The sequence below is a fragment of the Pseudomonas sp. SMV7 genome (assembly GCF_052041995.1).
Lineage (GTDB): Bacteria > Pseudomonadota > Gammaproteobacteria > Pseudomonadales > Pseudomonadaceae > Aquipseudomonas.
In genome coordinates this window covers 70,583-91,590 of sequence record NZ_JBKGGT010000006.1, presented here as the reverse complement: position 1 = coordinate 91,590, position 21,008 = coordinate 70,583, and the positions used below count along the sequence as shown (strand labels likewise).

Here is a 21,008-nt window from a genome sequence, read left to right as displayed (position 1 = left end):
AGCGGCCTTGCGTCGGGAAGGGCTTCAGGCCACATCCACCAGCACGATCTCGCTGTCCTCGATGGCGGTCACCCGCAGCACCTCCTCCTGCTCGATCGCCACGCCATCGCGCGCCTTGGCGCGCAGTCCGTTGACCTCCACCAGCCCCTTGGCCGGCACCAGGTAGCCCCGGCGTGCGGCATCGAAGCGGTACTCGGCGGTTTCACCCGCACGCAGGGTGGCGGCCACCAGGCGGGCATCGGTACGGATCTGCAGGCTGTCCTCGTCACCCGCCCGGCCGCTGGCCAGGGTCACGAAGCCTTCGCCGCGTTCACCTTTGGGGAACGGCCGGGTGCCCCACTGCGGTGCTTCACCGGTGCGCTCCGGTACGATCCAGATCTGGAAGATGCGCGTATCGACCTCTTCCAGGTTGTATTCGCTGTGCACGATGCCGGTACCGGCGCTCATCACCTGGACGTCACCGGCCTCGGTACGGCCCTTGTTACCCAGGCTGTCCTGGTGGCTGATCGCGCCTTCACGCACATAGGTGATGATTTCCATGTCGCGGTGTGGGTGCGGTGGGAAGCCGCTGCCGGCAGCGATCAGGTCGTCGTTCCAGACCCGCAGGTTGCCCCAGTGCATGCGCGCCGGGTCGTAGTACTCGGCAAACGAGAAGTGGTGGTGGGCATCGAGCCAGCCGTGGTTGGCGTGGCCGAGGCTTTCGAAGGGGCGAAGTTGCAGCATGGTCGTGCTCCTTGAATCAGTGGAATGGGGCCATGATGCGCCAAATAAAGATCGAAAATAAGCGTAAATATCGGCTTAAATTGATCAGTTAAATAGATGTAAAAGGTGGCGTAGTTTGCCCGCTTCATCGCCTAATCCACTGATCTGCAAGCATTCGCTGGCGATTTTCCGTCGATGCGGCGAACATGCCCGCTGATTTTGCTTTTTCACCGGAGTGACCGTGGCCCACGAGCAGACCCAGGCCCCAGCCGACCTTACCCCACCTGCCCAGTTACCCTGGTTTCGCCGCCTGGCGGCGCGCCTGCTGGGCCGTGGCCTGACCGGCCTGGGCGCCCAGCACCGCGATTCATGGTTCCTCGGCCATGTCAGCGGCCAGCGTAGCGGCCACGCCGAGGGCATGCGTGAGGGCTTCGAGCGCGGCCGGGTGGAGGGCTATGAGGCCGGGCGCCAGGTGCTGGTGATCCGCGATACCCGCCCCGAGGTTGCCGCCGTGCCGGGTCAGGACGACAACCTGTTCGATGACTGGCGCCTGCCGTTGACTGCCGAGTTGAAAAAACGCTTCAAGGCCGATGTCGCCCAGCGCCTGGCCGCCGCGGCCCAACCCAGTGCCGCGCAGTGGAAACTGATTTTCAGCGACACGCCCTCCACCTGCGTGGTCGCCGGGGCCGGGGCGGGCAAGTCGACCTCGCTGGTCCTGCGCATCCTGCTGTTGCGCCATTACCTGGGCTACGAGCTGGATGCGATGACCGTGGTCACCTTCACCCGCGAGTCGCGCAAGGACTTCATCAAGCGCCTGCTGCAGGTCTTCGCCCTGTGGCAGGTCGACCTGCAGCCGGCGCAAGCGCGCGAGCTGGTGCGCACCTTCCATTCACGCATCCTGCCGCTGGTACGCAGCCTGCCGGGCTTTGCCCAGGTGCGTGCGTTCGAAACGCTGGGCAACGAGATGCCCGCCGGGCGCGAAGCCGATGCCGAGAGCAACCCGTTCGACCTGCGCCTGAACGATGCCCAGCGCCAGCAACTGAACCAGTGCTACAGCAACTTGCTGGGTAGCAGCCCGCGTTTTGCCGAGCTGGTCGGCCTGCTGCGCAGCGAAGCCCTGCAACTGAAGCCGCTGGACCCCAGCAACCCCGAAGTGCAGAAGCGCGCGCAGGTGACCCAGCTGGCCGCCCAGCGTGACGAAGAACTGTGTGACGTGATCGAGGACCTGTGGTTCGCCGCCGGCGCCTGGCCGATCAAGGGGATCGAGCCCTGTCGCGAGACGGTCGCGATCCGTGGCAGCCAGTTCCATGTGCATGGCCGTCTGGCTGGCCACGGGCCGCTGGTGGTGCTGGGCTTCGACCCGGCAGAAAGCGCCCAGTACCAGCGCCCCGGCGCCAAGCTGGCGGTGCGTGCCGAGTGGGCGGTCAAACGTACCCTGTTGCAGGCTTTCTGCGACCGGCCGCTGATCTGGCTCGACAACTATGCCATGGCCCGGCGCCTGGCCGCTTCGCTGGCCGGTGATGCGGTGGCCGGCCCCGGCTTCGAATACAAGGTCAAGGGCGAGCTGGCCCCGGCGCCGCTGCTGGATGCCTTCGTCGGCGCCGCCAACTTCATCGAGAACCTCGGCCTGGAGGTCAACCCTGCCGTGGCGGCGATGAGCTTTCCGCCAGGCGACAGCGACGCGTTGTTCTTCGAGGCCCTGGCCCTGTACTGGAAGGCCCTGGAGGCGCACCTGCTGGACCAGTCGCCACCGGTCATGAGCTACAACCGCATGTTCGCGCTGTTCGGCGAGAACAACCCGGAAAACCTGAAACTGCTGCCTGACCCCTTGCTCCGCCCGCTGGCGCACCTGATGATCGACGAGTTCCAGGACGTATCGCCGCAGATTGTCAGCTGGCTGCGCGCCAGCCTGGCCGAGATCCGCCGACGCGGTCCGGCCATGCACACTGGGCGCAATGCCCGCTATTCGTCGCTGCTGTGCGTGGGCGACGACTGGCAGTCGATCTACGGTTGGCGCGGCAGTTCGCCCAAATACTTCATGGAATTCACCAAGGCGTTCCCATCGCCGGCCAACACGCGGGTGATGCTGGTCGACAACTACCGTTGCCAGCAGCAAGTGATCGATGCGGCCGAGCACCTGGTCAAGGGCACCCCGGCGATTGCCGGCAAGAGGGCCAGGGCCAGTGGCCCGGCGGCAGCGCTGCCGGGCTCGCCGGTCAAGGTGTTCGACCGTGACGAGGCCGCTTTGGGGGAAACGTTGATCGAGCACTACCAGCGTGGCGAGACGGTCATGATGCTGTACCGCAAGGGCAGCGACAGGGCGCTGATGAACGAGCACCTGCTCAGCGTGCTGCAAGCCGAGGCAGCGCTGCCGGCCGAGCAGCGCCGGCTGCGCCAGCTGACCTACCACAGTGCCAAGGGCTTGCAGGCCGACGCCGTGTTCATGCTGGGCGACTGCCAGTACCTGACCAGCTCGCCGTACAAGAACCAGGTGTATCGCCAGGCTGGGCTGGGCAAGCCCGGTGATGCGCAACCGTTCGACACGGCGCAGAAGGAGGAAGTGCAGCGCCTGGCCTACGTGGCGGTGACCCGTGCGGTACAACACTGTTACTGGCATGTCGAAGCTGCCAACAGTGAAGCCGCGGCAGCTCCGCGCGCCTCAAGCCAGGTGGATGGTCGGCAGGCCTTCTTCGAAGACCTGCGCGGGCAGTGAGGGTCAGCGCTTGTTGGGGTCCTGCTGGTCAGTCAGGCGCTGGTACAGGGCATCTTCTTCTGCCTGGCGGCCGCTGCTCAGGCGTGCCAAAGCCGTTGTGTACGTCTGGCTGCCCAGCTTGAGCCGGGGGAGCCTGCCCGCCGCGTCCGGCACGGCCTCAGGCAGCACTTCGTTGAGCGCCTCGCGTACCGATGGCGCCAGCGTGGTTACCGCGTCGCTGTCAGCGTCCAGGCAATATTGCAGATACTCCATGCCTTGGTACCAGCGCGCATTCAAGGCATCGAAGCGCGCCGCGTAGCGCCGCCTGAGAAAACGCTGCCAGCCGGGCTGCGCGCCGATCCAGGCGCGGCGTGTGCCGGGCGCGTCGGCGAATGCTTCGACTTCCTCTGCAACGTTTTCCACGACCACGTCGGAAATATATGCGTCTCTTCTATAGAGCATGTCCTGGCTCGGCTCCGGGAATTCGAGTTGCCCTGCCAGTGACTGGCGTAACGCCAGGCGTATTTCGATATCGTCCAGCCCGCCTTCGAGCAGTTCTGCATCGGTAATATCGTCCAGAGGGTCCAGGTCGGGCAGTTGCGGAACGGCCGGCCGGCTGTCCCCAGGCAGATGCTCCAAGGCCAGCAGGGCGCGTTGCCGCTGGAAGCGTGCTGCCTGGATGCGTGCCGCGAGTCTGTTGACCTGCTCGCGACGCAGTAGCCGCAGGTAGAACTGGAACAGGTAGGGCCCCGGTATATCGGCCTGGCTGCTTTCGGCATAGGCCATCAGCTCGACCTGCAAGGTACTGAAGCCATCGGCCCCGGCATCACCGCAGGTGGCGGGGAAGTCACCGGCGACTTCGTTCAGGTGCTCGCGCAAGGCCTGGTCCTGGCTGGCCGCCTCCAGCAGTTGCCAGATTTCCCGGGCCAGTGAGCGCTGGTTATTCTGCGCTTGCGCCGAGCGTCCCACGCGTTCGATGACCTCACGCAGTGCCGGGTTGGCCCCGTCGTCGAACAGGCTGTCCCACAGCAACTGCTGGGTTGCATCGCCATTGGCCCGCCAGTCCACCGCATCGGCAGCGGGCAGGAATTCGGCATCTTCCATAATGGCCACGCCGATTGCTCGCAGTGGGCCGGCGGCTGCGGGCGACAAGCCGTTGAAGTGAAACTCCCAGTTTTGCCCGTGGTGGGTCAGTAGGTTGCGCGCATAAGGCGTAGCCAATATGTCCGCTAGCGTGGGCAGTTCGTGGATGGCATTGTCACTCAGCTCCAGGCTGCGCAACGCATAGTCATGCCGGTTCATCAAAGTGGTGAGTTCGTCGGGCCACGCACTCAGGCGACAATCATTGAGCGTCAGGTTACGCAAAAGCTCCAGGGAGGCCAGGTGTGGTGGAGTGTCCAGCGGATTCTGCGACAGGTTGAGAGTGCGCAGCTGGCGCATTTCGCCAAACCGGGCCGCCAGGGCTGGCGTCAGGGTGACCTGGTTCCTGCTCAGGTCCAGCTCCTCGAGGGGCAGGCCAGCCAGCAGCTGCAGGCTGTCGTCGGTGATCGCCAACTGGTTGTTGCTGAACCTGAGGGCACGCAGATGGCGCATGCCACGCAGGGCCTCCCTGGCCGTGGCATCCAGGTGGCCCAGCGGGCTATCGAGCACTTCCAGGAAACGCAACTGGGGGGCATTGCGCAGCGCGTTGAACAGCGTCTCGGCTTGCAGTTGCGGATTGCCGACCAGCGACAGCTGGCGCAAACCGGGGAAGGCTTCGAAGAACCCTGCGGGCAGGAAGTCAAGGCCCAGGCCACGGATATGCAGGGTCTGGATGTGGTCGAACCGCGCCGGCAGCTCGGGCAGGCTCGCCAGCGTCATGTGCTGCAGGTGCAAGGTGGTGCCGTCATCACGCCGGGCAGCGCGCTGCATGGCCTGGCCGAACGCGCTGCGCTCCTCCCGGGCATCGCCTTCGGCAGCATCGCGCCAGGTGCGCAGGGCCTCGTCCAGTGCAGCACGTTCGCGCTGCAGGTGGCTCAGTTGTTCAGCGACGTTGCCCCGTTGGCGCAACTGCTCAAGCAAGGCCCGCCGTGCTTGCGTCGACAGGGCAGGGTAGAGTTCCTGCAGCCTGCGCTCTTCGATGCTGGAGCCACCCAGCCTGATCCAGTCTCGCCAACTGCCTCGACCGCTCAGCGGATAACCGAAGCGCCCATCGGCCAGGCGCATTGGCGAACGGTAACCGGGCCGGATCGGTTGCTGGCCGATCAGTTGCGCGGCCCGTCGCCGGTCGGCGAGCGCCGCTTGCAGCAACTCTGCGTTGCTGGCTCCCGGTCGCTCGGCCAGCAAGGCGTTGGCCAGGCGTTGGCTGTCGGCATTGGCCAGGCCGGGGCGATACAGGCCCAGCAAGGCGCGGTCCAGACGGACATGCGCCTGGTGCGCCCTGGCTTCCTCGGCAATGCGCAACGGGACGCGGCCGCCAAGCATGCGCGCACGTTCCGCTGTGCTTGCCTGCCGGGTGATCTGGTTCAGTACCCGGTTGGGCAGACTGGTGAATTGCCGTTTCAAAACCTCGGCCGCATTGTCCAGGGGCTGCTGCCTGCCGTCATGCAATGCTTCGTACAGGGCGTTGCGCCGCGCGGCCAGGTGGTCTGCGAGAAGATCATCCAGCGCGCTGGCAGGTGACGTTGGGTGCGGTGCGGTGATCAGCCGATGAGCCACTGCTTCATCCAGCTGATCCAGCACGGCCTGGCTCAAGCGGCCGAGCTCCAGGTCGCTGCGGGTCAGCTCGATGACCACCGGCGTTGCGCCTGCGCTGTCGCCGTAGGTCACTGCATTGCCCCATGGCTCGGGGCCGTCGAACACCTGCAGCACGTGATCGCTTGGCCAGCCTTGCAACTCGACCAGCGCATTGAGGGCATAGTGCTTGTAGGGCGCCACCGAGAGCCCGTGGCGTACCCGGGTGATCAGTTCGCTGGCCTCCTGATCGCTCGCCAGGCGCTCGATCGCGTCGGCCAGCAACGCCGGCGGTGGGTCTTCGCTGACATGCAGGTGGCGCAACACCTGTTCATCGGTGTCGGTACAACGCAGTGCGGTTTCCAGGTCGCTGTCGCTCAACGTGTCGGTCAGCGGCCCGAGGCGCCTGAGCAACTGGCCTGGCTCCCAATCCAACGGGTGCTCCCCTGTGATGCGCCACGCCCCTTCGCCGACCGGGCGAGCGGTGGGGCGGTAGGCATCAGCCTCTTCAGGGTGATGGATACGCCACTGCCCCGAAGGGGTCTCGGCTTGTTCGTACAGTGTGCCATCGAGACGGATGAAGTGGCGCTGCTGGTGAGTGTATTGCCCGTGTTCGTTCGCTTCTACGGTATCGGGCAACACCTCGGGGCTTGCGTAGCGCTCGATCGCGGGTTGCCACAGGCGTTCACCGCCAGCATGTTCAATGGGCACCAGCGAGTCGACGAAGCGTGACGGCCTGAGCAGGGCGCTACCGGCACCGACCACGCCGACCAGCGCCAGGTTGAGCATTACTGATTCAAGCTGCGCGGCGGCTTCGGCCTTGTCCCCGGCTTCCCAGGCCTCGATGCCGTGGAACACGCTGTTCATCAGCTGCGCGCCACCCACGGCCAGCATCACGATGTTCAGCCCCGGGACGAACATGGCTGCCACATTGGCCAGATCCAGCCCGATGGACAACCAGTGTTCCAGGCGCTCCACGCGGGCGGCGGCGTCCACCGCGGCAGTCGGTACCGCCAGGGTGGCGGCGTCGGCCTTGACCCGATCGACATGGGTGCGATACAGGAACGCCCACAGATCACCAGGCAGTTCTTCGGTGGCCTGGTAGCGCAAGCGTGGCGCAGGGCGCGGCAGGGTGGCCGGTATGTTGGGGGCGACCAGGGTCTCGAACAGTTGCGCGCGCAACTGGCGGGCCAGCTTGGGTTGCAACGACTGAGGAGCACAGCGAATGACCCGTTGCAGCAGCCGCTCGTCCTGCAGGCGAACCGCCAGGGCAGTTGCCGCCGCCCTGGCCGACGGATATTCCATCAGCGGCGCGTCATGCGCGCCCGGGATGTAGATGATACAGGGCCTGACCTTGTCGTCAGCGTGCATGCCGATGACCATGATTTCATGCAAGGGTACCTGGTACAGGCTTAGCCGCCAGCATTTGAGTTGCGCGGGAAGGCTGTCGGTACACAGCTGGCGCACTGCCTCCAGGCCGGCATCGCTGAGCTTGCCGCGTAGCAGCGCGATCTGCGCTTGGGCCAGCAGTTCGTCGCGGCTGGCCTGGATGAACTGCCCGGCCAGACCAGCCTGCTCTGCGCTGTGGTAAACCGAGCGGATGTGGGCCTGGTACTGCCCGCCCAGGTCCAGGCTGCGGCACGCTTCGACGAAGCTGGCCGGGGTCCAGCCGACAAGCGGTGCAATCTGGGTCTTGCTGGTCTGCAGCAGGCTGTAGGGGCCAGCCTCATCGTCGGTGGCGAAGTTGTGCAGCGCGGCCTCCAGCAGCGTCACCTTGCGCGGCGTGCCATCGGGGTCGTACTTGAACCGGTCCGGTTCGCTGGTCGAGCCCAGCCCGGCTTCCGGTTCGGCAGGCACGCTGGGCAAGCGCCTGAAGGGCTGGTAGAAGTACACGGCCTCGTCCACCGGCACCGCGATGCCGAGGCGTTGTTCCAGCAAGGGCTTGCAGAATTCGGTGATGCCCTGGAGCCCGGCCAGGGTCTTGTTCAGCGTGCTGCGGCTGCGGTCGCGTTGTTCCAGAGCGTCATCCAGAGCCTGGCGTTGCGGGTCGGTTGCCTGTTGGTGCCAATCGAACGGCTGGCCATCGTCCTGTAGATAATCCTTGCGCAAGGTGCCCAGCATCGCCGTGATGTGGGGGCTCGGAATCTGTCGGGCCCAGTGCGGTACGGATCGCTCGATCTGGCGCAGGTGAAAGGGAGTGGTGGCGGTCATCATGCGGCTCCAGAGTAGGTGAGGCGCCATTGCATGACAGTGTGCAGGCAAGCGAGTGGTAGATAAGTACGCCGCCAGGTGTCGGTCACGCCTATGTCAGGGTCGGCCAGGCATCAATGCCGCACCGGGCATCGCGCGAAGGTGTGCTGTCGCCGTCTTGCCAGGTCTTAGACAGGAAGCTATCCATGCGCTCATCATCGACGCCCAGGGACCATTTGCTGGACAACAACGGGATTGAAATCGCCGTACGCTGCTGGGGGCCGGAGGAGGGTATTCCGGTTCTGGCGCTGCACGGCTGGCTGGACAACGCCGCCTCGTTCGACCGCTTGGCACCGCTGCTCGAGCACTGCTTCGTGGTGGCCCCCGACCTGGTCGGCCACGGCCGCTCCGATCATCGCCGCCACGACAGTGGGTATTACCTGTGGGAGCATGCCGAGGACATGCTGGCGGTGGCCGAAAGCCTGGGCCTGGGGCAGTTTCATGTGCTGGCCCATGGCATGGGCACCGGTGTGGCATCGCTGCTGGCGGCCATGACCAGCGGTATCGCCAGCATGACCTTCCTCGACGGCATGGGCGCACCGTTCACGGTGGCCGAGGATGACCGTGTGGAACACCTGGCCCGGGCCTACCGGCTCAAGCGCATGGTCCAGCGCAGCCAGCTGCAGGGCTTCGCCGAGGCGGACGTGTGCCGCTTCGAAGACCTGGACACTGCGCTGCAGCAACGTCGCGAACGCCTGGACACCGAATTGTCGGAGGAGGCCGCACGGCTGCTGGCGCTGCGCGACCTGCTGCAGCTGGGCGATGGTTATTGCTGGCGCCACGACCCGCGCCTGGTACTGCCCGAACCCATGCCGCTGACCGAGCGCGAGGCCTGCGAGCTGCTCAGTCAGATCCGCTGCCCGCTTTACCTGTTGTTCGGCCGTCAGGGGGCATTCACCGGTGAGGCCTTTACCCGGCGCCAGGCAGCCTTGCCTGGCCACGCCAGGGTGTCGTGGCACCCGGGCGGGCACCACTTCCATCTGGATTCCCCGGACCGGGCGTTGGTCGACCAACTGCTGCGGATCCTGGCCCGCCATGAAGGCGGTGTGCTGCAACGCCTGGTGAACGAATAGCGGCAGGCGCGCCGCTGGGCTATCGTGCTGAACGTTGACTACAGGAAGCCGACTGCCACAAGGAGCCCCGGCATGCGCCCGTTCGCCATCAAGCACATCGACCACCTCGTACTGCGGGTCAGCGACCTGCCGCGGAGCATTGCCTTCTACACCGAGCTGCTCGGCTGCACGGTCAGCCGCGTGCGCGAAGACCTGGGCATGGTCCACCTGGCCACCGGCACGGCGATGATCGACCTGGTCACCCTCGACGGCCCGCTGGGCCAGCCTGGTGGCGCGGCACCGGGGGCCGAGGGGCGCAACCTGCACCATTTCTGCCTGCGCATCGAGCCGTTCGACGAGCCGGCGCTGAGGGCGTACCTGCAGGCTGCGGGGGTGCCAGTGGCGCCTGCGGAGAAACGCTACGGCGCTGAAGGCGAAGGGCCGTCGCTGTACTGCTACGACCCGGATGGCAACCAGGTCGAGTTGAAAGGGCCCGTGTCGTAGCAACGGCCGGGAGTGGATATCCCGCCAAAGCCTATTATGCTTCAGATACCTTGCTGCGATCCGAGGCGGCCCGCCTCGTCGTGCTTCGCATAACCAAAGCAAGCCCCCAGGGCCTGGGTGCGACGGTGAAACAGCGGATGAGGTGCTCCCGGCCTGCATGACGACAAGACGGAGGCACCCCATGGCGGTTCTCGACAGCACATCCACGGGCAGTAGTGCGCCCCAACGCGGTATCACCCGGGACGAACGCAAGGTCATCTTTGCCTCGTCCCTGGGCACAGTGTTCGAATGGTACGACTTCTACTTGTACGGCTCACTGGCGGCGATCATCGCCAAGCATTTCTTCGCCGGTGTCAATGAGACCACCTCGTTCATCTTCGCCCTGCTGGCCTTCGCCGCCGGCTTTGCCGTGCGGCCGTTCGGCGCCATCGTGTTCGGCCGCCTGGGCGACATGATCGGGCGCAAGTACACCTTCCTCATCACCATCGTGATCATGGGCCTGTCGACGGCGGTGGTCGGCCTGCTACCCAGCTACGCCACCATCGGCGTGGCGGCACCGATCATCCTGATCAGCCTGCGCCTGCTGCAGGGGTTGGCCCTGGGTGGCGAATACGGCGGTGCGGCCACCTATGTGGCGGAGCATGCGCCAAAGGGGCGGCGCGGCTTCTTCACCGCCTGGATCCAGACCACTGCCACCCTCGGGCTGTTCCTGTCGCTGCTGGTGATCATGGCCTGCCGCACGGCCATGGGTACCGAGGTGTTCGAGGCCTGGGGCTGGCGCGTGCCGTTCCTGCTGTCGATTCTGCTGCTGGCGATTTCGGTGTACATCCGCCTGCAGCTCAACGAGTCGCCGGTGTTCATGAAGATGAAGGCCGAGGGCAAGGCGTCCAAGGCCCCGCTCACCGAGTCGTTCGCCCGCTGGGACAACCTCAAGGTCGTGATCATGGCGCTGCTGGGTGGCACTGCCGGGCAGGCGGTGGTGTGGTATACCGGGCAGTTCTACGCGCTGTTCTTCCTGCTGCAGATGCTCAAGATCGAGCCACAGACCGCCAACCTGCTGATTGCCGGCTCGCTGCTGATCGGCACGCCGTTCTTCATCTTTTTCGGCAGCCTGTCCGACCGCATCGGGCGCAAGAAGATCATCATGGCCGGCTGCATCATCGCGGCGCTGACCTACTTCCCGATCTTCAAGGCGCTGACCCAGTACGGCAACCCGGACGTGTTCGTCGCCCAGGAGCAGAACCCGGTGGTGGTGATAGCCGACCCAGGCCAGTGCGCGTTCCAGTTCGACCCGGTGGGCAAGGCCAAATTCACCAGTTCGTGCGATATCGCCAAGAGCCTGCTGGCCAAACGGGCCATCCCTTATACCAACGAAGCGGCCGAGCCGGGCAGCGTGGCGCAGATCCGCATTGGCGAGCGGGTCCTGCCCAGCTTTGACGGCAGCAGCCTGGCAGCGGCGGACTTCAAGGCGCAGAGCGAGGCCTTCACCGCCACCCTGAGCGGCGCGTTGAAAGAGGCGGGCTACCCGGAGAAGGCCGACCCGGCGAAGATCCACTACCCGATGGTGCTGTTGCTGCTGACGCTGCTGGTGATCTACGTGACCATGGTCTACGGGCCGATCGCCGCCTGGCTGGTAGAGCTGTTCCCGGCGCGTATCCGCTACACCTCGATGTCACTGCCTTATCACATCGGCAACGGCTGGTTCGGCGGCTTCCTGCCGACCGTGGCGTTTGCCATGGTGGCGGCGACCGGTGATATCTATTACGGCTTGTGGTACCCGATCGTGATTGCGGTGATGACGGCGGTGCTAGGTATCTTGTTCCTGCCGGAGACCAAGGACCGGGAAATCCATCACGCCTGAAGGTTTAGGCTACCCGTAGCGGCCTCTTCGCGGGCTTGCCCGCTCCCACAGGGATACCACTGTGCCTGAGGGCAGTGAGTTACCTGTGGGAGCGGGCAAGCCCGCGAAGAGGCCGGCATAGTCAACCCATCAGTCGAAATAGCCACGCAAGCCAAACGCATACCCGGTATCCACGCCTACAGCCTCACCCCGGCTCCAGCGCTTCTTCAGCACGAACTCGAACGCCGGCTCATAGAGCCCGTCACGCACCAGTGCGCCCGCCAGCACCTCGACGTCATACCAGCCATTGTCCAGCTCGATGATCGGGCGTCCCGGCACCTGGTAGCGCGCCAACAGGTCGCCCAGTGTCTTGGGGGTGAAGTGCTGCAGGATGCGCCAGGTGTACAGCATCAGTGCCCCGTGGTCGACCCGCAGCACATAGCCATTGCGGCGGTGCTTGAGGCGGCTGCCGGGTTCACGCAGGGCCGGGGTGTGCTGGTCGAGGGTGAACAGAATGCGGTAGGGCAGGTTGTCGACCCCGGCCAGCGGCAGCACGATGCCCTCGCGCACCGCCTGGTCGCCGCTGTCGCCGTGGGTGAACGCATGCGCCAGGTCGTCGGGCAGTTGGTGTTCCAGCTTGAAGCGCTCGAGCAGCTGGATATCGCCAAGCAGAAAATAGTCGACCAGGTCGTTGAGCACTTCGCTGAATTCGTGGCGCATCTTTCTATTGTTCCTTGTGGGTGCGCTTGCGGACCCTGGCAAATGTAGCACTTCAGATTGGCTTCAGATTCGCCGCCGATACTCCCCCTCGACATCTACCTTGAAGGGGACAGCCATGACCCAGGCAGACAGCCCCAGCCTGTTTCCGCTGGCGATCGGTAGCCACGGCGACCGGCTCGCCCATTTGAGCCTGAAACTCCCGGGTGAGCCAGGGCGCGACGAGCTGGAGCAGTTCATTCACGCCCGCTTTGCCTGCGCCCACCATGCCGATGTGCAGCATTACCTGCCCGAACTGCTCGGCCTGCACGACAGCCACGGGCGCTTGATGGCCGCCGTGGGTATCCGCCTGGCCAGCACCGGCCCGACCTTTATCGAGCGTTACCTGGATGAGCCGCTGGAGGTCGCCGTGACCCGGCTGGCGGCCAACCCGGTGAGCCGTGCGCAGTTGGTCGAGGTGGGGAACCTGGCGGCGCTCAGCGCCGGCAGCGCGCGGATCATGATCATCGCCGTGACTTGGTTGCTGGCCACCCGTGGCCTGCAATGGGTGGCCTTTACTGGCGCCGCGACCCTGGTCAACAGTTTTCATCGCCTGGGCCTGGTGCCTACGGCCTTGGCCATGGCCGATCCTGGTCGGCTGAATGGCGACGCCGACAGCTGGGGCAGTTACTACGCGCAGCACCCGCAAGTGTTCGTCGGCAGCATCGGCTATGGTCATGCAGCCCTGGCCCGCGGCGGTGTGTACGAACGACTGGGGTTGCCCAGCAGCGTGCCGGAGGCTGGCCATGCCGCATGAATGCCAGCTGTTCAAGGAAGTGCTGCAACTGCATGCCCGCCACCGGGGGGCGCAACCGGCGTTGCTGGGGGCTGCCGAGCGCTTCACCTATGGCCAGTTGCTGGATGAGGTCGAACAACGCCAGGCCTGGCTGAGCGCGCAGCCGCCGGGCACTTTCGTCCTGGCCCAGGAAAACGGGCCACAAGCGCTGCTCTGGGACTTGGCTGCGCTGTTCGCGGCGCGCCCCATCGTCATCCTGCCGGCGTTCTTCAGCAGTGCCCAGCGCCGCCATTGCCTGGCGCAGAGTGGCGCGGTGCTGGCGCTGGCCGACGAGGCTTTCGCAGACGATCTGCACGCCTGCGGCTTCAGTGCCGGCGAGCGCTTCTGGAGCCGCCCGCCGAGCGCGGGCGTGGACTTGCCAGCGGGCACTGCAAAGATTACCTACACCTCCGGCAGTACCGGGGCACCCAAGGGTGTCTGCCTGAGTGCCGAGGCCATGCTGCGGGTCGCGCGCGAACTCGAGGCCGCCAGCCGACCGACAGCGCCGACCAGGTACCTGGCGGTGTTGCCGCTGGCGGTACTGCTGGAAAACCTCGGCCTGTATGCGGCCCTGCTGGCGGGGGCGAGCATTGTCCTGTACCCGCAGGCGCAGCTGGGTTTGCGTGGCGCCAGCCAGGTCGACTTCAAGCAACTGCTGGGTGCCATTGCCTTGAGCGGCGCCGAGAGCCTGATCGTGGTGCCACAACTGCTGCTCGGCCTGGTCACGGCCATCGAGCGTGGCCTGATGCGGGTAGGCCCGTTGCGCTTCGTGGCGGTAGGCGGGGCACGGGTGGCGCCGAGCCTGCTGGCCCGTGCCGAGGCGGTCGGGCTACCGGTGTTCGAAGGCTACGGCTTGTCCGAATGTGCCTCGGTAGTGTGCCTCAACCGCCCCGGCGCCAGGCGCCCGGGCAGTGTCGGCCGGCCGCTGCCGCATGTACAGGTACGCATTGCCGAGGATGGCGAGGTGCAGGTGGCCGGCTCGGCGTTGCTCGGCTACCTGGGTGAGCCAGCGTTCAACGCACCCTGGTTGTCGACCGGTGACCTTGGGCATTTCGACAACGACGGTTTCCTCTACCTGGCCGGGCGCAAGAAGCACCAGTACAGCACCAGCTTCGGGCGCAACGTCAACCCCGAGTGGGTCGAGGCCGAGCTGACCCAGGGTGGGGTGATCGCCCAGGCCTTCGTCTACGGCGAGGGCCTGGCACACAACCTGGCGCTGCTCTGGCCACTGGACCCGCACGCTGACGACCACACGCTCGAACAGGCTGTGCGCCAGGCCAATGCCGGGCTGCCGGACTACGCCCGGGTGCATGCCTGGCGGCGCCTGCCCGAACCCTTGAGCGCCGCTGGGCAAACCCTGACCGCCAACGGCCGGCCACGCCGCGAACAGATCCTGCGGCGTTACCACGCCTTGTTAACCGACCTTCAATGACCTGCGAGGTTTGCCATGCTTTTCTTCGATAGGCTGCAACAGGAAACCGCCGACGAACGTACGGCTTTGTTCAGCGTCCCGGTCATCCGCGACGCGCTGGCCGGCAAGGCCAGCCTCGAGGCCTATGTGGCGTTTCTGACCCAGGCCTACCACCATGTGCGGCATACCGTGCCGCTGATGATGGCCTGCGGAGCGCGTTTGCCGACGCGGCTGGAGTGGCTGCGCGGCGCAGTGTGCGAGTACATCGAGGAGGAGTACGGCCATGAGCGCTGGATTCTCGATGATATCGCTGCCTGTGGCGGTGACCCGCTGCAGGTGGCGAATGGCCGTCCGGCATTGCCGATCGAGCTGATGGTGGCGTTTCTCTACGATCAGATCGCCCGTGGCAACCCGGTCGGGCTGTTCGGCATGGTCAACGTCCTCGAAGGCACCAGCATTGCCCTCGCGACCCAGGCCGCCGGGACCTTGCAGGGAAGCCTTGGCTTGCCGGACCGGGCGTTCAGCTACCTCAGTTCCCACGGTGCCCTGGACCAGGACCATATGGCCACTTACCGTGGCCTGATGAACCGCCTGGAGGACCCTGAGGATCATCAGGCAGTGATCCACGCCGCCAAAGTGGTGTATCGCCTGTACACCGCCATGTTCGAAGGGCTGCCGCATGCCGCGCAGCAGGAGGCCCAGCATGCGCCTGCCTGATTGCGTGGCTGTGCTCACCGGTGCCAGCGGTGGTATCGGCCTGGAACTGGCAGACCAGTTGTGCAGCGCCGGTGCGCGGGTGCTGGCGGTCAGCCGGCAGAAGGGCCGGCTGGTCGAGCTGATGGCACGTTACCCGCAGCAGCTGTATTGGCAGCAAGCCGATCTGCGCAGTAGCGAAGGCCGCCGCGAGGTGCTGGAAGCGGCCCGGGCCATGGGCTACTGCAACCTGTTGATCAATGCCGCCGGGGTCAACCGCTTCGCCTTGCTCGAACAGCTGGACGAAGCCGCCCTGGACGAGCTGTTCGATCTCAACGTCAAGGCCGCCATCCAGCTGACCCGCCTGTGCCTGCCACTGCTGCGCGAGCAGCCCAGTGCGCTGGTAGTGAACGTGGGGTCAATCTATGGCTCGATCGGCTACCCCGGCTACGCCACCTACTGCGCCAGCAAGTTCGCCTTGCGCGGTTTCTCCGAGGCGCTGCGCCGCGAGCTGGCCGACACCTCGGTGAGCGTGCTGTACGCGGCGCCGCGCACCACCCGCACGGCGATGAACAGCAGTGCCGCGCAGGCGCTCAACCAGGCCTTGAAGGTCGGCGTCGACGACCCGCAGGACGTGGCCCGCGCGGTGCTCGCCGCGGTACAGGCCGAGCGTAGCGAACTGTATCTGGGCTGGCCGGAAAAACTCTTCGTGCGCCTCAACGGCATGTTGCCGGGCGTGGTTGACCGCGCCCTGCGCAAGCAACTGCCGCTGATTCGCCGCTACAGCACCTGGCACAACAAGGAGTCGAGCAAATGAAACGTCTGTTTCTGGCCAGCCTGCTGGCCATCGCCCCATTCACCTGGGCTCTTGACCAGAATGGTACCCAGCAGCTCGCTGCCATTCAGCAGCGCTGGGCGGTGATTCGCTATGAATTGCCCGAAGCCCAGCGTGCCGGGGCGTTCGAGGCCCTGGCGGTACAGTCGGCCGCGCTGGTGCGGCAGCACCCGGGCGCGGCCGAACCGCTGATCTGGGATGGCATCGTCAACAGCAGCTGGGCCGGTGCCACGGGCGGGCTGGGGGCGCTGGGCAAGGTCAAGGCCGCGCGCGCCAGCCTGGAGCAGGCCCTGGCCGTCGACCCCAAGGCGCTGCAGGGCTCGGCCTATACCAGCCTCGGTGCGCTGTATGACCAGGTGCCGGGCTGGCCGCTGAGCTTCGGCGACCAGGCCAAGGCCGAAGCCATGCTGCGCCAGGCGCTGGCGATCAACCCCGACGGCATCGACAGCAACTATTTCTGGGCTGACCACTTGTACCGGCTGAAGCGCTATGGTGACGCCCGCGCGGCCCTGCAAAAGGCCTTGCAGGCACCGCCCCGGCCCGGGCGCGAGCTGGCTGACCAGGGCCGACGCGGTGAAATCGATGCTTTACTCAAAGCGATCAAGGACAAACAGGATTGAGCATGCGCCTGCTGCTGGTGGAAGACGACGTCGCGCTGGGGGAGGGGATCTGTGACGGCCTGCGCCGCGAGGGTTATACCCTCGACTGGCTGCAGGATGGCGCCAGCGCCTTGCATGCCTTGACTCACGAGGCGTTCGACCTGGCCATTCTCGACCTGGGCTTGCCACGCCTGGACGGCATCGAACTGCTGCGGCGCCTGCGCGCTACCGGCAAGAGCCTGCCGGTGCTGGTATTGACCGCCCGCGACGCCACCGATGATCGCATCACCGGGCTGGACGCCGGTGCGGATGATTACCTGGTGAAGCCCTTCGACCTCAACGAACTCAAAGCCCGCCTGCGGGCCTTGCTGCGCCGCAGCAGCGGCCGCGCGCAACTGCTCATCGAGCACGCCGGGGTGTGCCTGGACCCGGCCACCCAACAGGTGCACTACCAGGGCCAGCTGGTGGTGCTCACGCCCAAGGAATACCTGCTGCTGCACGAACTGCTGGCCCAGCCGGGCAAGGTATTCACCCGCGAGCGCCTGACCCAGTTGCTGTATGGCTGGGATGAAGAACCCGAGAGCAACACCCTGGAAGTGAACATCTACCATTTGCGCAAGAAGCTCTTCAACGGGCTGATCCGTACCGTGCGCGGCATCGGTTACCTGGTGGAAGGCAAGGCATGACCTCGCTGCGCCAACGCACCCTGTGGCGGGTGATGCTGCTGTTGCTGCTCGGCAGCGGCCTGCTGGCGTTGTACAACTATCATGACAGCCGGCACGAAATCACCGAGGTCTACGACGCCCACCTGGCGCAGAATGCCCGGCTGCTGCAGGGCATCATGAGCCTGCCGGTGCAGGAACAGAGCCGTGGCGAGTTGTACCGCGCCTTCGACGAGGCGCTGAGCAAGGCCGGCCGGCACCGGGTCGGGCACCCCTACGAGAGCAAGCTGGCCTTTCAGGTATGGGCCGACGACGGCACCTTGCTGGTGCATACCCCCAGCGCCCCGCAGCTGGACCAGCCGCCCCGGGAGCCCGGGTTTGCCGATGTGCTGGTGGATGCGCGGCGCTGGCGCAGTTTCGTCTTGCCGGTGCCGGAAAAACGCTGGGTGATCTGGGTCGGCGAACGCAGCGACGTGCGTATCGACCTGGTCGAGCGCATCGTGCGGCATACGCTGTTGCCCTTCCTGTTCGGCAGCCTGGCGCTGGCGTTACTGGTGTGGGCGGCTATCGGCTGGGGCCTGCGGCCGTTGCAGAACATGGCCAGGGTCATCCGCGCCCGCCATGCCGACTCACTCGAGCCATTGCAACTGGTCCCGTTGCCGAAGGAACTGGAACCGATGCAGGCGGCGATCAACCGCCTGCTCGGGCAGATTGGCGACCTGCTGAGCCGCGAGCATCGCTTCATCGCCGATGCCGCCCACGAGATGCGCACCCCGTTGGCCGTCCTGCGCCTGCATGCGCAGAACGCCCTCAATGCAGCCAGCACCGCCGAGCGGGACAAGGCGCTGGGCTTTCTCATGGGCGGTGTCGACCGCCTTGCCCGGGTGGTCAACCAGTTGTTGACCCTGGCCCGCCTGGAGCCTCGGCCCGGCCGGCGTGACTGGCCGCCGGTCGATCTGCAGGGGCTGGTGGCCGAGACCCTGGCCGACCTGACCCCGTGGATCCTGGAACATGGGCTCGAGCCTTCGCTGGACATTGTCGCCGGTGACTACCGCCTGCATACCGATGCCGGCGCGCTGGGCATTGCCTTGCAGAACCTGGTGGCCAACGCCGTGGATCATTCACCGCCGGGCGGGCGCATCACCGTGACCCTGCAGCGTGAAGGGCAGGCGCTATTGGTCAGTGTCGACGACGAAGGGCCGGGCATCGCCGAGGCGGAGCAACAACGGGTGTTCGAGCGTTTCTACAGCAAGGGCTCGGCCAATGGCGCCGGCCTGGGGTTGTCGATCGTCAGTACCATCATGACGCGTCTGGGCGGCAGCGTGCAGTTGCGCAACCAGTTGCCGCACGGGCTGCGAGCGACCCTGCGGCTGCCGCTGGCGCCTGGCTAGCCGCTAGTGCTTCTGGGCGATCTGGATCAGGTTGCCGCAGGTATCATCGAACACCGCCACGGTGACCGGCCCCTGGTCGGTAGGTGGCTGGGTGAACTGCACGCCGGCGGCGCACAGCCGGGTGTATTCGGCCTGGATATCGCGCACGCCGAACGAGGTGGCAGGGATACCGTCCTGCTTCAGCGCGGCCTTGTAGGCCTTGGCAGCCGGGTGCGCGTCGGGTTTTAGCAGCAGCTCGACGCCATTGGGGTCGTTGGGCGAGGTGAGGGTCAGCCAGCGGTGGCGGCCCATGGGAATGTCATGCTTGGGCTTGAAACCGAGTACGTAGTGGTAGAAAGCCAAGGCCTTGGCCTGGTCGTCGACAAGAATGCTGGTGACCACGATCTTCATAGACACACACCGTATGCTTGGGGCCGATGAATACTAGTAAAGACGGTTGAGGGTAATTGACCAGGGGCGCCCTTACCAAAAACCTGTTCAAGCCATAGGTAAATCCTTCACCTCCCGGCCCCCACGTGGCGGCTGCCGAGGGTAAAGTGGCAAGCATGATTCCAGCGCCCGGAGCGGCGCCAGCGAGGTGCCCGTGGCTGCCTATACCCTGCGACAACTCAAGTACTTCGTCACCACCGTGGAGGCCGGCAGTGTCGCCGAGGCTTCGCGCCAGCTGTACATTGCCCAGCCGTCCATCTCCACGGCGATCAAGAGCCTGGAGGAAAGCTTCGGCGTGCAGCTGTTCATCCGCCACCACGCCCAGGGCGTGTCGCTGACGCCCAGTGGCAAACGCTTTTACGCCAAGACCAAGTCGCTGCTACAGATGGCCCACGAGTTCGAACAGAACGCCCTGGCCGATAACGACACCGTGGCCGGGCAAATCGACATCGGCTGTTTCGAAACCGTGGCCCCGCTGTACCTGCCGCGTCTGATCGCCGGCTTTCGCCAACGCTACCCCGGGGTGGATATCCGGCTGCGTGACGGCGAACAGCAAGACCTGGTCCAGGGCCTGACCGCTGGCACCTTCGACCTGGCATTCCTCTATGACCATGACCTGGACGGCACCATCGAGGCCGAGCCACTGATGCCGCCGCAGAAGCCCTACGTGCTGCTGCCCGAGCAGCACCGCTTCGCCGGCCAGGCCCAGGTGTCGCTGCGCGACCTGTGCCCCGAGCCGATGATCCTGCTGGACGTGGCACCGAGTCGCACCTACTTCGTCAGCCTGTTCAACGAAATGGGCCTGACGCCGAACATCGTCTTCAGTTCGCCATCAATCGAGATGGTGCGTGGCATGGTTGGCCAGGGTTTCGGCTTTTCCTTGCTGGTGACGCGCCCGCATTCGCCGTACAGCTATGACGGCCAGCGCCTGGCGATGGTGGATATTGCCGAGCCGGTAGCGTTGTCCGGGTTGGCCGCGGCATGGTTGAAGCGGGTGCAACTGACCAAGCCGGCCCAGTTGTTCGTCGAGTTCTGCCGCGAAGAACTCGCGAAGTTGTGAACCGGGCACGCCATGCCGCCACTGCCCCGGCATGGCGTGCCTGCTGCTCAGGGGCTGACCTGATAGCCGCGCCCCTGCAAGCAACCGCTGTAGGCACTGGCATGGGCCTGGGTTTTTGCTTCGTCCTGGCCGCGGCGGTCCTGGCGCCGCTCCTGACGCTGGCGCATGCCACCCACTGCTGCACCGGCGGCGGCCACTTCTCCGGCACGGTTTTGCCGGTACTCCTGCTTGGCATCGTCACCGACCCGGTCGTACAACTCGTCATGCTGGTTACCACGCACCTGCGCACCTGCGGCACCGGCCACCGCGCCGGCGGCGGCACCGCGCACGCGGCCACCGACATGCGGGTCGGTGGACGTCGCGGCGCTGTTCGCGGCATTGGTCGCGACGGTGTTGCACTCATTGATATCCAGCTGCATCTGCTGGCTGCTCTGGCCCTTGAGCGGCACCACCGACTGCGCCAGGGCGGGCGGTGCCGTGCACAGCAGCACCAACAGGTAACTCCACGTCAACCTACGCATGCTACACCTCCAGCGGGCGGGATCCCGACTCTCAGAATAGTTCGCCTTGGTCGAGCCGATGGCAGTTTTGCCCAGATGGGCTAAACCGGTATCAGGCGTTGTTCGCCAACGCATCCCGGCCTGA

The 21,008-nt window shown here is 65.7% G+C and carries 17 protein-coding genes; 12 read left to right on the top strand and 5 right to left on the bottom strand.

What is annotated here, in order from left to right; all coding sequences use genetic code 11:
* Positions 1 to 24 precede the first annotated feature (24 nt).
* Positions 25 to 723 (bottom strand): pirin family protein, encoded by a 699-nt coding sequence (locus ACLEJP_RS09630; RefSeq protein WP_225778232.1) that lies wholly within the window; start codon positions 721 to 723, stop codon positions 25 to 27.
* Positions 724 to 943: 220 nt separating this feature from the next.
* Between ACLEJP_RS09630 and ACLEJP_RS09625 the strand changes: the two genes are divergently transcribed.
* Positions 944 to 3,415, top strand: coding sequence for a UvrD-helicase domain-containing protein (locus ACLEJP_RS09625; protein ID WP_440805898.1), 2,472 nt, complete (start codon positions 944 to 946; stop codon positions 3,413 to 3,415).
* 3 nt (positions 3,416 to 3,418) lie between these two features.
* Here ACLEJP_RS09625 and ACLEJP_RS09620 read toward each other — a convergent pair whose 3' ends face one another.
* Positions 3,419 to 8,317, bottom strand: a complete 4,899-nt coding sequence (locus tag ACLEJP_RS09620; protein WP_440805896.1) for a dermonecrotic toxin domain-containing protein — start codon at positions 8,315 to 8,317, stop codon at positions 3,419 to 3,421.
* A 185-nt stretch (positions 8,318 to 8,502) separates the two neighbouring features.
* On the opposite strand from ACLEJP_RS09620, the gene ACLEJP_RS09615 reads away from it, so the two are divergent.
* From ACLEJP_RS09615 to ACLEJP_RS09605, 3 genes are all read left to right on the top strand, one after another.
* Positions 8,503 to 9,429, top strand: coding sequence for an alpha/beta fold hydrolase (locus ACLEJP_RS09615; RefSeq protein WP_440805893.1), 927 nt, complete (start codon positions 8,503 to 8,505; stop codon positions 9,427 to 9,429).
* Between the two features lie 72 nt (positions 9,430 to 9,501).
* A complete protein-coding gene (locus ACLEJP_RS09610) occupies positions 9,502 to 9,912 on the top strand; it encodes a VOC family protein (RefSeq protein WP_440805890.1) in 411 nt (136 codons plus the stop codon).
* 181 nt (positions 9,913 to 10,093) lie between these two features.
* Positions 10,094 to 11,773 (top strand): MFS transporter, encoded by a 1,680-nt coding sequence (locus ACLEJP_RS09605; protein ID WP_440805888.1) that lies wholly within the window; start codon positions 10,094 to 10,096, stop codon positions 11,771 to 11,773.
* A 129-nt stretch (positions 11,774 to 11,902) separates the two neighbouring features.
* On the opposite strand, the gene ACLEJP_RS09600 is transcribed toward ACLEJP_RS09605, so the two are convergent.
* Positions 11,903 to 12,472, bottom strand: coding sequence for a hypothetical protein (locus tag ACLEJP_RS09600; protein ID WP_440805886.1), 570 nt, complete (start codon positions 12,470 to 12,472; stop codon positions 11,903 to 11,905).
* A gap of 115 nt (positions 12,473 to 12,587) precedes the next feature.
* Between ACLEJP_RS09600 and ACLEJP_RS09595 the strand changes: the two genes are divergently transcribed.
* From ACLEJP_RS09595 to ACLEJP_RS09565, 7 genes are read left to right on the top strand one after another with little or no spacing between them, the layout of a single operon-like run.
* Positions 12,588 to 13,265, top strand: coding sequence for a thermostable hemolysin (locus ACLEJP_RS09595; protein ID WP_186689921.1), 678 nt, complete (start codon positions 12,588 to 12,590; stop codon positions 13,263 to 13,265).
* Positions 13,255 to 14,715 (top strand): AMP-binding protein, encoded by a 1,461-nt coding sequence (locus tag ACLEJP_RS09590; protein WP_440805885.1) that lies wholly within the window; start codon positions 13,255 to 13,257, stop codon positions 14,713 to 14,715. Before ACLEJP_RS09595 ends, ACLEJP_RS09590 begins: the two co-directional genes overlap by 11 nt.
* A gap of 15 nt (positions 14,716 to 14,730) precedes the next feature.
* Positions 14,731 to 15,411 carry a TenA family transcriptional regulator gene (locus tag ACLEJP_RS09585; RefSeq protein ID WP_440805883.1) on the top strand — a complete coding sequence of 227 codons (681 nt, stop codon included), beginning with the start codon at positions 14,731 to 14,733 and terminating at the stop codon, positions 15,409 to 15,411.
* Positions 15,398 to 16,204 carry an SDR family oxidoreductase gene (locus tag ACLEJP_RS09580; protein ID WP_440805880.1) on the top strand — a complete coding sequence of 269 codons (807 nt, stop codon included), beginning with the start codon at positions 15,398 to 15,400 and terminating at the stop codon, positions 16,202 to 16,204. The genes ACLEJP_RS09585 and ACLEJP_RS09580 overlap by 14 nt, the downstream gene beginning before the upstream one ends.
* Positions 16,201 to 16,842 (top strand): tetratricopeptide repeat protein, encoded by a 642-nt coding sequence (locus tag ACLEJP_RS09575; protein WP_440805877.1) that lies wholly within the window; start codon positions 16,201 to 16,203, stop codon positions 16,840 to 16,842. The genes ACLEJP_RS09580 and ACLEJP_RS09575 overlap by 4 nt, the downstream gene beginning before the upstream one ends.
* A gap of 2 nt (positions 16,843 to 16,844) precedes the next feature.
* A complete protein-coding gene (locus ACLEJP_RS09570; protein ID WP_440805875.1) occupies positions 16,845 to 17,507 on the top strand; it encodes a response regulator in 663 nt (220 codons plus the stop codon).
* Positions 17,504 to 18,874, top strand: a complete 1,371-nt coding sequence (locus tag ACLEJP_RS09565; RefSeq protein ID WP_440805872.1) for an ATP-binding protein — start codon at positions 17,504 to 17,506, stop codon at positions 18,872 to 18,874. The genes ACLEJP_RS09570 and ACLEJP_RS09565 overlap by 4 nt, the downstream gene beginning before the upstream one ends.
* A 3-nt stretch (positions 18,875 to 18,877) precedes the next feature.
* On the opposite strand, the gene ACLEJP_RS09560 is transcribed toward ACLEJP_RS09565, so the two are convergent.
* Complete coding sequence (locus ACLEJP_RS09560) at positions 18,878 to 19,264, bottom strand: VOC family protein (RefSeq protein WP_440805869.1); 387 nt, start codon at positions 19,262 to 19,264, stop codon at positions 18,878 to 18,880.
* Positions 19,265 to 19,457: 193 nt separating this feature from the next.
* Between ACLEJP_RS09560 and ACLEJP_RS09555 the strand changes: the two genes are divergently transcribed.
* Positions 19,458 to 20,363 (top strand): LysR family transcriptional regulator, encoded by a 906-nt coding sequence (locus ACLEJP_RS09555; protein WP_440805867.1) that lies wholly within the window; start codon positions 19,458 to 19,460, stop codon positions 20,361 to 20,363.
* A gap of 47 nt (positions 20,364 to 20,410) precedes the next feature.
* On the opposite strand, the gene ACLEJP_RS09550 is transcribed toward ACLEJP_RS09555, so the two are convergent.
* On the bottom strand, positions 20,411 to 20,884 hold the full coding sequence (locus tag ACLEJP_RS09550) for a hypothetical protein (RefSeq protein ID WP_440805865.1): 474 nt from the start codon (positions 20,882 to 20,884) through the stop codon (positions 20,411 to 20,413).
* Positions 20,885 to 21,008 lie beyond the last annotated feature (124 nt).

Coding starts and splice junctions, on each gene's coding strand:
- ACLEJP_RS09610 (WP_440805890.1), top strand. CDS start 9,502: ATGCGCCCGTTCGCCATCAAGCACATCGACCACCTCGTACTGCGGGTC.
- ACLEJP_RS09605 (WP_440805888.1), top strand. CDS start 10,094: ATGGCGGTTCTCGACAGCACATCCACGGGCAGTAGTGCGCCCCAACGC.
- ACLEJP_RS09600 (WP_440805886.1), bottom strand. CDS start 12,472: ATGCGCCACGAATTCAGCGAAGTGCTCAACGACCTGGTCGACTATTTT.
- ACLEJP_RS09620 (WP_440805896.1), bottom strand. CDS start 8,317: ATGACCGCCACCACTCCCTTTCACCTGCGCCAGATCGAGCGATCCGTA.
- ACLEJP_RS09565 (WP_440805872.1), top strand. CDS start 17,504: ATGACCTCGCTGCGCCAACGCACCCTGTGGCGGGTGATGCTGCTGTTG.
- ACLEJP_RS09590 (WP_440805885.1), top strand. CDS start 13,255: ATGCCGCATGAATGCCAGCTGTTCAAGGAAGTGCTGCAACTGCATGCC.
- ACLEJP_RS09575 (WP_440805877.1), top strand. CDS start 16,201: ATGAAACGTCTGTTTCTGGCCAGCCTGCTGGCCATCGCCCCATTCACC.
- ACLEJP_RS09550 (WP_440805865.1), bottom strand. CDS start 20,884: ATGCGTAGGTTGACGTGGAGTTACCTGTTGGTGCTGCTGTGCACGGCA.
- ACLEJP_RS09615 (WP_440805893.1), top strand. CDS start 8,503: ATGCGCTCATCATCGACGCCCAGGGACCATTTGCTGGACAACAACGGG.
- ACLEJP_RS09560 (WP_440805869.1), bottom strand. CDS start 19,264: ATGAAGATCGTGGTCACCAGCATTCTTGTCGACGACCAGGCCAAGGCC.
- ACLEJP_RS09585 (WP_440805883.1), top strand. CDS start 14,731: ATGCTTTTCTTCGATAGGCTGCAACAGGAAACCGCCGACGAACGTACG.
- ACLEJP_RS09630 (WP_225778232.1), bottom strand. CDS start 723: ATGCTGCAACTTCGCCCCTTCGAAAGCCTCGGCCACGCCAACCACGGC.
- ACLEJP_RS09580 (WP_440805880.1), top strand. CDS start 15,398: ATGCGCCTGCCTGATTGCGTGGCTGTGCTCACCGGTGCCAGCGGTGGT.
- ACLEJP_RS09570 (WP_440805875.1), top strand. CDS start 16,845: ATGCGCCTGCTGCTGGTGGAAGACGACGTCGCGCTGGGGGAGGGGATC.
- ACLEJP_RS09595 (WP_186689921.1), top strand. CDS start 12,588: ATGACCCAGGCAGACAGCCCCAGCCTGTTTCCGCTGGCGATCGGTAGC.